This window comes from Nocardia sp. NPDC049737, assembly GCF_040674755.1.
In the GTDB taxonomy this organism is placed as follows: domain Bacteria; phylum Actinomycetota; class Actinomycetes; order Mycobacteriales; family Mycobacteriaceae; genus Nocardia.
Genome location: NZ_JBFANH010000013.1, coordinates 185,445 through 198,471, shown reverse-complemented (window position 1 = coordinate 198,471; position 13,027 = coordinate 185,445). Strand labels below are relative to the sequence as shown.

Below are 13,027 nucleotides of genomic sequence, written 5' to 3'. Positions count from 1 at the left end.
CGGGTTCGGCGTTCTAGGACAGTGTGGTGACGGTCAGGTCACCGTCGGCGTACTGGGCGCGCAGGCGCTTCTTGTCGAATTTGCCGACGCTGGTCTTGGGGACCTCAGCAATGAAGGTCCACCGTTCCGGCAGTTGCCATTTGGCGAATTTGTCGGCGAGGAAGTCGCGCAGTTCCTCCGGTTTGGTCTCGGCCCCCTCGGCGAGCACGATCGCGACGAGCGGGCGCTCGTCCCACTTCTCGTCCGGCACACCGATAACCGCGGCCTCGGCGACGGCCGGGTGCCCCATGACCGCGTTCTCCAGATCGACCGAGGAGATCCATTCGCCGCCGGACTTGATGACATCCTTCGAGCGATCGACCAGGGTGAGATAGCCGTCCGGGCTGATCTTGCCGACATCGCCGGTGCGCAGCCAGCCATTGTCGAACTTATCGGGATCGATCACCGCGCCATCCGGCGAGTAGTACGACCCGGTAATCCAGGGACCGCGAACTTCCAACTCGCCCAGCGACTCACCGTCATTGGGGACCACGCGGCCGTCATCGCCGACCAAGCGGGCCTGCACGCTCGCCGGGAAACGGCCCTGGGTGAAGCGGTACTCCCATTCGTCCTCGCCGGTCACCCCGGCGGGCGGATGCGCGACACTGCCGAGGGGGGAGGTCTCGGTCATTCCCCAGGCGTGCAGGATGCGAACGCCATGCTTTTCCTCGAAGGCGCGCATCATCGACGGCGGCACCGCCGAACCGCCGACGACCACCGAACGCAGATGCGAGATGTCCTGCGGCTTGGCGGCCAGTCCGGCGAGTACGCCGCCCCAGATGGTCGGAACCGCGGCGGCGAAGGTCGGCTTCTCGACAGCCGTCAGCTCCAGCAGCGGACCGGGCTGCAGGAAGCGGTCGGGCATGAGGACATTCGCACCCGACATCAGCGCCGCATAGGGCAGACCCCAGGCATTGGCATGGAACAGTGGGACGATGGCGAGCACATAGTCGCGGTTGGAGAAGCCCATGCTGGTCGGCTGGCACACCTGCATGGCGTGCAACCAGTTGGAGCGGTGCGAATACACCACACCCTTGGGGTCGCCGGTGGTGCCGGAGGTGTAGCACATTGCGGCGGCGGATCGCTCATCGATCACCGGGTAGTCGAAGGTATCCGGCTGCGCGGCCAGCAATTCGGTGTAGGAGTGCACCTGGACGCCCTCGGGGGCCTGCAGCGCGGCGGCATCGCCATTGGCCACGATGACGTGGCGGACGGTCTTCAGATTGGGCAGGTACTGGGCGAACATCGGCACCAGCGTGCCGTCGACGATCACCACCTGATCCTCGGCGTGATTGGCAACGAAGACGAGTTGCTCCGGGAAGAGCCGGATATTGAGCGCGTGCAGCACCGCGCCCATCGCGGGTACCGCGATATAGGCGACCATATGCTCGTTGTTGTTCCACATGAAGGTGCCGACCCGATCGCCGTCACCAATCCCCAAGCCGCGCAACGCATTTGCCAGGCGAGCCGATTCGGTTCCGAGCTCGCGGTAGGTCATGGTGCGTACGCCGGTGCCGGTCCAGGTCGAGACGGTGGAATCGCCCATGAACGTCGATGCGTAGCGCAGCAACGTCGCCAGCGACAACGGCTCGTCCTGCATGGTGCTCAACATCGGTACTCCTTTTCTTCGGTGGCTACGGCGGCCTGCCGACCATGAGCCACATCACACCGGGGATGCTACCCAAGAGTAGGACGCCCCAGCGGCCCCCATCGCCGATACATCAGCAGGCAGGTGCCCTCAGTTTGTCCACCCGGCCGCGATCTCGCGAGGCGAGTCGAAAGGCGGTCCCCAGGGGTTTGGGTTCAAGCACGGCGGATTCACTGAGAGCCGCCATCCGACTTACGCTCGACGGCCTGTCAGACCGCGGAGTGAGCGGGGTAGGCGTGAACGAGGACGGTGTCGAGTTTGGGCACGGCATGGGTGAGGGTGTGCTCGGCACCGTGCGCCAGGCGGTGGGCGTCGGCCAAGGTGATGGTCGGAGCGACATCCAGTTCGACATCCGCGTGCAGGCGGTGGCCGATCCAGCGCATCCGAAGGCTGCGCACGCCGAGCACACCGGGTTCGGCGACCAACGCCCGCTCCGCGGTACTCACCAGGGCGGGCTCGACGCCATCCATCAAGCGGCGGAACACATCTCGCGCGGCTGTGCGCAATACCGCCAGGATCGCGACCGTAATCAATAGTCCGACAAGCGGATCGGCGAGCGGAAAGCCGAGCGCGACACCGCCCGCACCGACCAACACCGCCAAAGAGGTGAATCCATCTGTCCGCGCATGCAATCCATCGGCCACCAGCGCCGCCGAGCCGATCCGACGCCCCACTCTGATCCGATACAGCGCAACGGTCTCGTTGCCGACAAACCCGATGAGCCCCGCCGCCGCAACCCAACTCAGATGCTGGATCTGCACCGGCTCGATCAGCCTGCGCACCGCCTCGTACCCGGCGATGATCGCGGACAACGTGATCATCCCGACCACGAACAACCCGGCCAGATCCTCGGCCCGCCCGAACCCATAGGTATACCGCCGCGTCGCCGCCCGCCGACCGAGCGCGAACGCGATCCACAGCGGCACGGCAGTCAGCGCATCGGAGAAGTTGTGAATAGTGTCCGCCGCCAACGCAACCGAACCGGAAACCACCACGATCAACACCTGCAGCACCGCGGTCAGCCCGAGCACCGCCAGGCTGATCTTCACCGCCCGAATTCCGACAGCACTGGACTCCAACGCATCGTCGACACTGTCGGCGGCATCGTGACTGTGCGGCACGAAGATCTCGCGCAGCGCACCCCGCAATCCACCCGGATGGTCGTGGTCACGATGCGCCCCGTGGGTGTGGTCATGACCATGGCCCGCACCCTGCGCATTCCCGTGGTCGCGGTCCGCACCGTCGGCATGGTCGTGGTCATCACCGGTACCGCGCGCATTCCCGTGATCACCGCCCGCACCGTGCCCGCGCCCACGGTCCACACTCTGCACGCGCCCGCGATCATCGCCCGCACCCTGCGCACGCCCGCGGTCACCGTACGCAGCCTGCGCACCCCGCTGGTCATCACCGATACCGTGCACATTCCCGTGATCACCGCCCGCACCGTGCCCGCGCCCACGGTCCACACTCTCCACATTCCCGCGATCATCGCCCGAACCCTGCGCACGCCCTCGGTCATCACCGATACCGTGCGCATCCCCGTGATCACTGTCCGCACCCCGCGCGTGCCCACGGTCCACACTCTGCGGCTGTCCGCGATCACCGCCCGCACCCTGCGCATTCCCGTGGTCGCGGTCCGCGTCCTGCGTGTGTCCACGGTCCGCACCCTGCGCATGGTCGTGGTCATCACCGGTACCGTGCACATTCCCGTGGTCGCCGTCCGCGCCCTGCGCTTGCCCGTGGTGGTAACGGCGCGAAATGCTTTGCCAGCGTTCGGGATTGCGTTCGTGACTCATTCCGCCACCGCCTGATCGCGAGCAGGCAGTTCGCGTACGGAACCAGCGCCGCGGTGATGCGCGGGTACGCCGGGGCCCGCGTGTTCGGCGTTGTACACCGCATCCACGACCAACTGGCGGACGTGTTCGTTCTCCAGGCTGTAGAAGATGGTGGTTCCGGCACGGCGGGTCCGAACCAGCCGAGCCATGCGCAGCTTGGCCAGGTGTTGCGATACCGAGGGGCCGGGTTTGCCGATGTGATCGGCCAGATCGTTGACCGAGAGTTCCCGGTCGACCAACGCCCACAGGATCTGTACGCGGGTCGAATCGGCCAGCATGCGGAAGACCTCGACGACAAGACGGACCTGGTCCTCCGCGATCGATGGTCGCAGCGGCTCACTATCTGCATTCATACGCAGATAATAGAACTATGCTGCCTTCGATGGAACCGGCCCCTTCGGATCGGCCCGACGGCGACACCCTCTGCTCGGCCGCCGACAGACCGGTCAACCTCAGCTCATTGGTTCAGCGTCAGTACCGACGGGCACCCGCGTAGGGCATCGAGGACATCGGCGACATGATCACACCGGTCCCATAGGTGGATGCGTGGATAACCTTGCCGTCACCGGCATAGAGGGCCGAGTGGCTGCCGTCGTAGAAGGACACCACATCACCGGGCTCCAACTCGTCCCGGGAAACCGGGGTGCCCGAGGAAAGCTGCTCATAGCTGGTGCGCGGCACCTTCACCCCGGCCTGCCGGTACGACCACTGCACCAACCCGGAGCAGTCGAAGGCATCCGGCCCCGTCGCGCCCATGCTGTAGTCGGTGCCGACCTTGCCGCGTGCTGCCTCGACGGCGATCGCGCCGTGCGTGCGTTCCGGCGACACCGCGGGCGCGGTTGTCGTGGGAGGTGGCTTGATGCCGAGAACACCGCTGAGGAATGCGAGTTCGCTGCGGAACATGTCTGCGGGGACCGTAATCCCGGTTCCCGGAATCGTCGCCGGAAGCTCAGCGCCGGGCACCTCGGTGGGCACCGGCGGGGCGGAACGTTCGCCCCACGGAATAACGAAAGGCAGTGAGCGTTTCACTCCTGGAGCCGCATGCGGCCCGTCCCGTTCCGCACCGGGTATCGCGAGCGGAGCCGGCCGCTCCAACCCGAGCACCCCGATGGGTATCGAGATTTCCGCACCCGGAAGCGCCAGCGGGATCGAAAGTTCCTGCCCGCGGATCTCGACGGGCGCGACCCCGGAGACACCGATGAGATTCTCGACCGCGGGGATCACTGGGAGCGCCGACCACTCGACACCCAGGGCCCGCAGCGGCACCGCGAACTCAGGACCTGAAACTGTCAGCGGCTCAGAAAGCTCCTTGCCCGGCACCGCAACAGATGCGGCCCCCGAAGGAGCAATAGAGTTCTCAACCGCAGGAACCAGCGGAAGCATCGCCCGCTCGATACCCAAAGCCCGCAACGGCACCGCAAGTTCAAGACCCGAAAGCGGCGCAGCGAGCTCCTTGCCCCGCACCGCAACAGATGCGGCCTCCGAAGGAGCAATAGAGTTCTCAACCGCAGGAACCAGCGGAAGCATCGCCCGCTCGATACCCAAAGCCCGCAACGGCACCGCAAGTTCGGAACCCGGAAGCGGCGCAGCGAGCTCCTTGCCCTTTATCGCGACAGGCGCGCCACTCGAAGGAGAAACCTCAATAGCGGAAAACAATGGAAGTGCAGAACGCTCGATATTCAAAATCGCCAGGGGCGTCGAGAACGTCGCGCCCGGAATCATTGGTGGAATAGAAAGTTCATTACTCGGAACCCCGAGCGGCACATCGAGTTGCGCGGGATCCGCGAGTGGCGCCGAAAGCTCCTTCCCCGGAACTTCAGCGGGCGCGATTTCCGAAGACGCGACGGAATCCGCTACCGCGGGAATCGGAGCGGGCAACGATTGCCCATCCGTCGGAACCGCGATGTCGGGAATCGAAAACTGTTCCGGGACTTCGAATGCCCCGATACCTGGAACTGTCAGCGGTTTCGCTGACGCTTGACCTCCTGCGAGCAGAGTCGCGACGATTGCCGCGCCCGCGATGACTCCCGCGCCGACGGCCCATGGGAGCGCGCGCCGCAGGAACCGAGAATATCGACCCTCCGTAGTTGATGCCATGATCCGGTCCTCCGATGCTCGTATCGAAGTTCCTGGCTCGCCGTGCGACGCCGAACTGCATTGGCGTGTGGGACTTCACCAAGACCTCGAATGAATTCGAAAACCATCACGGTGATCTGTAGTCCAGCGGATCCGATCGCCATATTTCGCGCAATAATCACCAATTAGACGACACGACACGCGCATTAACGATAACAAAAGTGTAACTAAAACGAAATGCCCCGCCGGGGAACCGCTTCCGCGACGGGGCATTCGGCACTCCAAAACGACTCAGGCGATGATCTGCTCCTCGATCTGTTCGGCGAGAGTGCGCAGTTTCGCGGCGAATTCGCGCGCCGCCGCCGGATCATTGTTCGAGCCCTTGACAACTCGTCGCGTCAGCGCGGCGAACCGCGATTCCACCGCCGCGAACAGATCGACGGCCCGCTCATTCGACCGGTGGCGCAAATCCCCGCGCAGCCACGCCTGTAGCAATTCGACCACCTCATCCTTGTCGAACCGCTCGGGCAGCAGCGCGACGGCCTCGCGAAGCTTGCCCGCAGTGACCTTCACATCATCGGCACCGGCAATCGTGGTGTACACGGTTACCGCCGCGTCTTCGCCGTGCTGCGCGGCCACTGGTAGCAGTTCCCGAACCTGCCCCTCATTGATAGCGGGCGCAACAGGATGCAATTTGGCGGCGAGCGGCCAGGCCCGAATCAGCTTGTGCGCGTATGACCGCTGCATATCCCAGCGCTGCTCCACATACTCGTCGAAGCTCGCGTGCCGATCCCGGTAGAGCCGACCGTCGCGCACTATTTGCAGCGCGCGTCCGGCCGACCAGAAGGCAACGCGCAGGCCATCGATCGAGGATTCGCAAGCCGTCAACTGGGCCTGCTCGCGCTCGTCGAGCGGTTCGTCCGGCGCGGTTTCGTTCGGCGCGGGCAGCGGCATCGTCAATACATTCGCCTCGGCCGGCGGCGCGATTACCTCCAGCGACGCCGCGCTCAGCGGGACCGTTCGCCACTCGGCATCCCGCAGCGGGGATACCGGGGGCGTGTGCTCGGCGCTATCGGCCAGCGGATTCGCGCCGCCGATCGAGCCCTTACCGATGGAACCCTTCCTACGCTGCGGAGGCATCAGGCGGGCACCTCCACCGCGACCCGGTACGGCCTCACCAACTCCTCGCCGACCTGCCGATATTCGCCGAGATCCACGATCGGATTCTCGGCGCCGTCACCGACCTCCCCGTCGGCCGCCTCCCGATACCACTTCCACGCGCTCAAATAGGATCCGAATACGTCATAGCCCGCATCCTCCAGATTTCTGCGCTGCGTGCGGTATTCGGTCGAGACGTTCACGCCGTTCTTAATCGTCACCGGCACCTTGGTCATCAGTACCCGCACCCGGATCTCGCGGCCGCTATCGGCCGCGGCCTCCTCGGCGGCCTTATACGTACTCGGCACCCGCTTGACCTCCGATGGGCTGACACTGGTCAACAGAATCAGCTCATCGCTCTGCGGTATCGCCGCCTTGAATATCTCGGCCGACTCACCACCGGCATCGATGATGATCACGTCGAATTTCCCGGCATTGTCGGTAATGCAATCGTCGACATGTCGCGACGGGAAGGCGATCAACTTGAACGGCACCTCGATCCCGCCCTTGAGCAGGCGCCGGTACCAGGAATATCCGGTCTGACTGAGCGGGTCGGCGTCGATGACGAGCACACGCAATTCGTGGACCTGTGCGAAATATGCGGCCAAGAAAAACGCTGATGTCGTCTTGCCGACGCCGCCTTTGAGATTTCCGAGCGTTATGACCAACGGCTCGGGTAGCTCCAGTGGCGCAACAGAATTCTTCATGGACAGTCCTCCCAGGGTGAGGAGTGCAGAAGTGTGGCGGGGCCAAGTTTCGCATAGCGAAGATGAATTACCGCTGATTGCGGACACGCCATTTACGCGCGCGCGTGCGTTGGGCCCGATTTGGGCGGCGAAGGTGTGTCCAATTGGACACACCTTCGCCACACTGTCGCGCCCTCGCACCGACCGGGTAGGCAGGTGATATGCCTGTTGACCGGATGCCGCCGACGCCCGAGGCTCGCAGCCTGATCGAGCTCACCCGCGATATCGCCGACAAGGTGCTCGAGCCACGCGTGGTCGAATCCGAGAGGACCGGAACCTTTCCGGACGGCGTCTTCCCCGCACTCGGCGCGGCGGGATTGCTGAGCCTGCCGTATCCGGAGGAGTTCGGTGGCGGCGAACTTCGCCAGGACCGGCGAGGGTTCGCGCGGCATCTCCTGTTTCCTGGCGCCCAGCGACACCGAAGGTCTGAGTTCCGGTAAGTCCGAAGAGAAGATGGGCTGCGTGGAATTCCGACCACCGCCGCCTACGACAATGCCTTTTTACCTGCGGAAAGACTGATAGATGTTGAGGGACAAGGGCTTTCGATCGCATTCAGCGCTCTGGACTCGGGTCGCCTCGGCATTGCGGCGATCGCGACGGGACTCGCGCAGCGCACCCTCGATTTCGGCCGCCACATCATCGACCATCAGAGCCCCGGTTTCGTACTCGCCGATATGGCCGCGGCCGTGGATTCGGCGCGCGCGACCTACCGCGCGGCGCGGCGATGCCGGACTCCCCCACTCGCGTCAGGCAAGTGTCGCCAAACTAATCGCCACCGATGCCGCGATGAATGTCACCACAGATGCCGTGCAGGTGTTCGGCGGCTACGGCTACACGCAGGACTTCCCGGCGGAGCGCTATGCGCGAGGCCAAGGTGATGCTGATCTTCGAGGGCAACCAATCAGATCCAACGTCTGGTCATCGCCCGCCGGCTCGCCGGACAATGGACACGGCGGGACACCGCCCGCCGAAGCTCAGCCGAGTCTCAGCAATCCCCCAGTAAACTCGGGGCGACCTGGACCGATGACGAAAGGGCGCGAGCGATGCTGTGGGTACTGATCGGCGTTGTGATCCTGCTCGCGGCGGCCTACGTCATCTATCAGACGCAGCAGACCAAACAGCGTGCGGTACGCGAGTTCGATGATGCGGCCGCCGACGCCAGGCAGATGATCGAGCGGCTCGGGGGTCAGGTCTACAACCTCAACAGCAGCGACGAGGCAGCGAAGCAGGCACTCGCCGACGCCTCGGAGCGGCATATCGCGGCCGGCTCGCAGATCGAGCAGGCGCACACGCCGGCCCAGGCGCGGTTGGCGAAGCAGACCGCGGTCGAGGGCATGTACTACATCCGCGCGGCGCGTACTGCGATGTTGCTGGATCCGGGCCCGGTGATTCCGGCGCTGGACGGTCAGGACACCGCAGGGCGGGTCACCGAGAAGCGCGTCGTCGAATACGAGGGCCGCGAGGTCGCCGCTTCGCCGAATCCCTCCGCGGAGACGCCGAACTACCATCCGGGCGGCCGCGTCGCCGGGCGGCCGGTGCCCGCGGGCTGGTACTCCGAGCCATGGTGGCGACCCGCATTGATCGGCGGCGCTTGGGGTTTGGGGTCCGCCCTACTGTTCTCATCGCTGTTCTCCGGGATGTCCGGGGTGGGGTATGACGTGCAGGGGTTCGAAAGTGGTTACGGCGAGGGGTATCAGGATGCGCTCGACGCGGCGGGTGGCGATCAAGGGCATGACTCGGGTGATCAGGGCGGGTACTCCGGCGATCAGGGCGGGTACGACTCCGGTGGCGGGTACGACTCCGGTGGCGGGTACGACTCCGGTGGCGGGTTCGATGGTGGGGGTTTCGACGGCGGCGGGTTTGATGGAGGCGGCTTCAACGGCGGGTTCTGACGGCCTGGCTGAGCACGGCCGATACGGGTGGAGTTAGCCACCTGAGCACGGCCGTTATGAGTGGAGTTGACTGCCTGAGCGCGGCCGATACGAGTGGAGTTGACCGCCTGAGCGCGGCCGATGCGGGTGGAGGTGACCGCCTGCGCACGGGCGATGCGACGGGAGCGACCAGATCTCGACCACACGTTGTTGCGGCTGGGGATAGTTCCGAGCGCACTTTTGCCGCTTCATTGTCTGAGACAGTTGCGTCGTCCCGCCCAGTTTCCCGTATTGGCAACTAGGCCTATGTCCACCCACTACCCGGCAGCCGATCTCGCCCGCATCACACCCCCGACCAAATCGATGCGGCCCACCCGCCCCCGAACCGGTAGACTCCCGGTCGTCCCAAACCGGTGCCCCGGCGCCACCAGTTCAGCCCTCGTAGCTCAGGGGATAGAGCACCGCTCTCCTAAAGCGGGTGTCGCAGGTTCGAATCCTGCCGAGGGCACAAACCTGCGACGCGTTTCCGCAGGTCAACAGGTTTTCCTGATCTGTGCATCGCTTCCGGATAGCCAACAAAACCGAAAGGTGCAGGTCAAACGGTTGCCTTGGTGCGAGCCCCCCAGGAAACACAAAACATGGGCAACCGGGCCGGCAACTCGCCGGAATTCAGGACCGGCCGACTTCGGAGCAACCCGCCTGCCATTTCAACAGCGCGGCAAGCGCCTTCGCCTGCGCGGCAGCGATGCGCTCTCCTTCCGCACCACCGACGCATCGAACCTCGAAGGACGCCGTCAACCCGTCACACACCATGTCGACACCCGTTGGACAGGTATCCCGACCGGACTACCGTCCGATCCGGCTGATGCATGGTCGTCACCTCCGCCCCGGTCGCCCATCGAGACCCGGCTCACCGGCACGTCCGACTCGGATATCACCGAGTCGACGGGATCGACCTCGTTGCTCGCAGCCACGCGCAAGGTTCTCGATCAGATCACACTCCAACTCGGGCATGCGCGCAGACGAGAGCCGATCCGCCCGACGATGACGCCTGCGGTCAGCGCCGGTCTATTCGACCGGGGGTCGCGTCCGGCGAGGTGCCCGATAGCCGCTGCGGTGAGCGTGAAATAGGTTGGCGTGGAATGCGGTACGCGAACGAGGCCATGTACCCACAGGAACCGGACGGCAACAACCCTAACTGTTCGGTCTGCAGAAGAGATGATGCCCCAATGAGGGCGCACCGTTGCTTGTGTGGCGAACATACTGGCCGGTTCGGCACCGATAACGATGACGTCCGCTACGCCTATCTCCTGTCTCCGGTCCGAGCACCGTCAACTGCACGCGTGGCGCGAGAGAGGAGCTCATGGGCCCGTAGTGTCTGGCGGACCTCGAGGTTCCTCTTCGCGAGTTGTAGTGCCCGATGGGGGTCGGCACCTGCGTTGAGCCAGAACTCCGCTGCGTGGTCGGCGAAGGCCTCGGGATGTCGCGCGACCAGTTCGTCGTAGCGGGCTGCCGCCCGGGCACACCATTCACGAGCCTCTTCTACGCGGCCGACCTCGCTCAGTATGCGGGCGAGTTGTGCCGGGTAGTCAGGGTCGTCGGAGGAGATCGTCAGCGGGTGCAGCCGGGCGATCGCGGAGTCGGTCTCGCCGAGGGCCGCCTCGACTTCGGCCAGATGGCCTTGCGCGGGGGCGTAGGCCGGAAGGCGGCGATGCGCGGCACTGAGCCAACTGTGCCCGTGTGGGAGATTCCCCTGCGCGAGCCACATTTGGGCGCGCCGAAAGTAGAGCTGCGCCAGCGGAATCGGCGAGACCCCACGGTAGTGATCCCGACTCTCGTCGAATAGATACTCAGCGGTGGCCACATCCCCGCTCTCAGCGCAGAGCGAAGCCAGCGCCGCGACAGAGGCGAAATCGGCTCGGCGTTTCACAGCCTCCCGCATGAATGTGAGGGCTTCGCCGTAGCGTCCGACCGCCTGCAGGATCGCGGCGTGTTCGGCATCCACCACGGCGGCATCTGCTCCGAGCCGCCGGGCTTCATCGAGGTCACCCAGCGCATCGGTGAAGCGATGGAATGTCGCCCGCGCCCGGGCGCGAGCGATGAGGGCTACGTCGTCGGCGGGGCGATCGCGCGCGAGCTGTTCGGCCCGCGCTTGCGCCCATTCGTAGTCTGCGATGCAACCGAGGATGTGCCCCCGCAGCGCCACTAGTTCAATGAGCTCGGCTCGACCACCAACATCGAGCCCTCCCCCGAGGGCCATCCGCTGCTGGCCGTCGATCTGCGCTTGCAGATTCGCCAGCGCGAGAACACCTGCCGTCGTTGGTAACTCGCCATCGATCATCCCGCCGGTGGCTGCCGGGTCGCTGCGTCTCGTCATCACCGTCCTCACCCGGACTTGTCAAGGGAAAGCTCGATCTTGGCCGGAGGGTTCAGTTCCGGGGGAACGAGATATGGGAAGGTGCGAGAGGCCCGAACTGCCTGTTGGTCGACACCGTCGCTGATCCGGGCGCCGTTGCCGGCATTGACCAGCGTCGTCACAATGGTGTCTCCGACATCGTCATTGAGGCTTCGGCCACCACAGCTCTGATGGCTGGCGCCCTTCAGTAACGCCCGCTCGATCTCGAAGTAGCTATCCTCGGCATACGGTTTCGACACATCGATCACCATGAAATCGGCCAACAGCAGCTCGGTCAGAGGGTGGGTGCCGTGCGCGTCCGGCGGCCAGTCGGTCTTGTGGTCGAGGCCATCCCAGAAGCCGAGATTCGCGTTCATCCGCGCCCGATACGCAGCAAGGTATGTCGGCCCCAGGTTATATGGGTCCTCCTGGTTATACAGATCGCGAATATCCAGATCCCGGTTGACGGTATCGAAGTCCTTTGCGCCGAGGACGACGCTCTTCATCAGGGGGCGGCCGAAGCGCTCCAGACGGACCGTGATCGGCCCGGGAATCATCGTTTCGCCAACGACGGCAAACAGCGGTCCGGCGTCCGCCCCGAAAGTCGTGGCGATGTCGAGCTCGACGACGATGCTGAGGACGTTTTGGCGGTACTGCCTGCTGTCGCCGACGCTGACAAACGCCAGCTGTCGGGTCATGATGGTTTGCGCCGCCCGGACGCCGTCGAAGAAAAATGGATCCATCCGCCGTCCGGCAAAGGCGCGCAGGCCGTGAGCCTTTCCACCCTGTTCGTCGTTCACCAGGAAGGACGCGGTCTGGCCGGTCGAGGCGGTGCAGGTGCCTTCCTGCGCGAGCGGCGAGCCGGCCTGGTGCTCGACCGGGCCCGCGAAACGGAAGCTGAAGGTGTATTCCTTCTCGCCGACAACAAACGCGGGAGCGGTTCCGCCCGGGATCGTGACCGGCCGCAGCCGGAATCGGTAGTCGACCGCATCGGAGAACAGCGCGGCTGGTTCTGCGTTCGGAAACACGTTGAGCACCAGGACTAGACAGCCGGGCTGTTCCGGACTGGGGAAGGCGTAGACGTCGGTGATGTCCACAACGGGATCTGCTAAGGCCCGAGGCCCGGAATTATGGTCAGACATTTCTCACCAACTCCTGTAGACCATCGAAAAGACTCTGGTGGAGCGCGATTTCATCCAGCGCAGGTGCCGACCATCCCGTCGGGAAGTGCGGGCGGGCCAGGGCGCGTCAGATCGCTG

At 64.9% G+C, this 13,027-nt stretch carries 9 protein-coding genes, 1 tRNA gene and 2 pseudogenes; 4 read left to right on the top strand and 8 right to left on the bottom strand.

The window, feature by feature from the left end; translation table 11 throughout:
* Positions 1–13: 13 nt before the first annotated feature.
* Both AB0J47_RS19570 and AB0J47_RS19565 read right to left on the bottom strand, forming a co-directional pair.
* Positions 14–1,651 (bottom strand): long-chain fatty acid--CoA ligase, encoded by a 1,638-nt coding sequence (locus AB0J47_RS19570; protein WP_364347321.1) that lies wholly within the window; start codon positions 1,649–1,651, stop codon positions 14–16.
* 245 nt (positions 1,652–1,896) lie between these two features.
* A complete protein-coding gene (locus AB0J47_RS19565; protein WP_364347318.1) occupies positions 1,897–2,835 on the bottom strand; it encodes a cation diffusion facilitator family transporter in 939 nt (312 codons plus the stop codon).
* Between AB0J47_RS19565 and AB0J47_RS19560 the strand changes: the two genes are divergently transcribed.
* The gene (locus tag AB0J47_RS19560) at positions 2,794–3,498 is read left to right on the top strand and encodes a hypothetical protein (protein WP_364347315.1); all 705 of its coding nucleotides are present in this window, start codon (positions 2,794–2,796) and stop codon (positions 3,496–3,498) included. The two genes, AB0J47_RS19565 and AB0J47_RS19560, sit on opposite strands and share 42 nt — an antisense overlap.
* Here the strand turns inward: AB0J47_RS19560 and AB0J47_RS19555 are convergent.
* The 4 genes and pseudogenes from AB0J47_RS19555 to AB0J47_RS19540 all read right to left on the bottom strand — a co-directional run bounded on the left by AB0J47_RS19555 (position 3,480) and on the right by AB0J47_RS19540 (position 7,463).
* Positions 3,480–3,875 (bottom strand): metalloregulator ArsR/SmtB family transcription factor, encoded by a 396-nt coding sequence (locus tag AB0J47_RS19555; RefSeq protein ID WP_364347312.1) that lies wholly within the window; start codon positions 3,873–3,875, stop codon positions 3,480–3,482. The genes AB0J47_RS19560 and AB0J47_RS19555 overlap by 19 nt on opposite strands.
* Before the next feature lie 118 nt (positions 3,876–3,993).
* Positions 3,994–4,323: pseudogene (locus AB0J47_RS19550) on the bottom strand (C40 family peptidase); the annotation flags it as partial.
* Between the two features lie 1,566 nt (positions 4,324–5,889).
* Positions 5,890–6,738: a hypothetical protein gene (locus tag AB0J47_RS19545; protein ID WP_364347309.1), complete on the bottom strand. Its 849-nt coding sequence runs from the start codon at positions 6,736–6,738 to the stop codon at positions 5,890–5,892.
* Positions 6,738–7,463 (bottom strand): ParA family protein, encoded by a 726-nt coding sequence (locus AB0J47_RS19540; protein ID WP_364347306.1) that lies wholly within the window; start codon positions 7,461–7,463, stop codon positions 6,738–6,740. Before AB0J47_RS19540 ends, AB0J47_RS19545 begins: the two co-directional genes overlap by 1 nt.
* 200 nt (positions 7,464–7,663) lie before the next feature.
* Between AB0J47_RS19540 and AB0J47_RS19535 the strand changes: the two are divergent.
* The 3 genes and pseudogenes from AB0J47_RS19535 to AB0J47_RS19525 all read left to right on the top strand — a co-directional run.
* Positions 7,664–8,443 (top strand): annotated as a pseudogene (locus AB0J47_RS19535) (acyl-CoA dehydrogenase family protein); the annotation flags it as partial.
* A gap of 105 nt (positions 8,444–8,548) precedes the next feature.
* Positions 8,549–9,394, top strand: coding sequence for a DUF1542 domain-containing protein (locus tag AB0J47_RS19530; protein WP_364347373.1), 846 nt, complete (start codon positions 8,549–8,551; stop codon positions 9,392–9,394).
* A 414-nt stretch (positions 9,395–9,808) separates the two neighbouring features.
* Positions 9,809–9,881 (top strand) — tRNA-Arg (locus AB0J47_RS19525).
* 795 nt (positions 9,882–10,676) lie between these two features.
* Here AB0J47_RS19525 and AB0J47_RS19520 read toward each other — a convergent pair.
* Both AB0J47_RS19520 and AB0J47_RS19515 read right to left on the bottom strand, forming a co-directional pair.
* Positions 10,677–11,750, bottom strand: coding sequence for a hypothetical protein (locus AB0J47_RS19520; protein ID WP_364347303.1), 1,074 nt, complete (start codon positions 11,748–11,750; stop codon positions 10,677–10,679).
* Positions 11,751–11,758: 8 nt separating this feature from the next.
* Entirely contained in the window at positions 11,759–12,910 is a 1,152-nt protein-coding gene (locus AB0J47_RS19515) for a DUF4331 family protein (protein ID WP_364347300.1), read from the bottom strand.
* Positions 12,911–13,027 lie beyond the last annotated feature (117 nt).

Excerpts from the sequence above, each read along its gene's own strand:
- AB0J47_RS19570 (WP_364347321.1), bottom strand. The coding sequence starts at position 1,651 with ATGTTGAGCACCATGCAGGACGAGCCGTTGTCGCTGGCGACGTTGCTG.
- AB0J47_RS19555 (WP_364347312.1), bottom strand. The coding sequence starts at position 3,875 with ATGAATGCAGATAGTGAGCCGCTGCGACCATCGATCGCGGAGGACCAG.
- AB0J47_RS19545 (WP_364347309.1), bottom strand. The coding sequence starts at position 6,738 with ATGCCTCCGCAGCGTAGGAAGGGTTCCATCGGTAAGGGCTCGATCGGC.
- AB0J47_RS19540 (WP_364347306.1), bottom strand. The coding sequence starts at position 7,463 with ATGAAGAATTCTGTTGCGCCACTGGAGCTACCCGAGCCGTTGGTCATA.
- AB0J47_RS19520 (WP_364347303.1), bottom strand. The coding sequence starts at position 11,750 with ATGACGAGACGCAGCGACCCGGCAGCCACCGGCGGGATGATCGATGGC.
- AB0J47_RS19515 (WP_364347300.1), bottom strand. The coding sequence starts at position 12,910 with ATGTCTGACCATAATTCCGGGCCTCGGGCCTTAGCAGATCCCGTTGTG.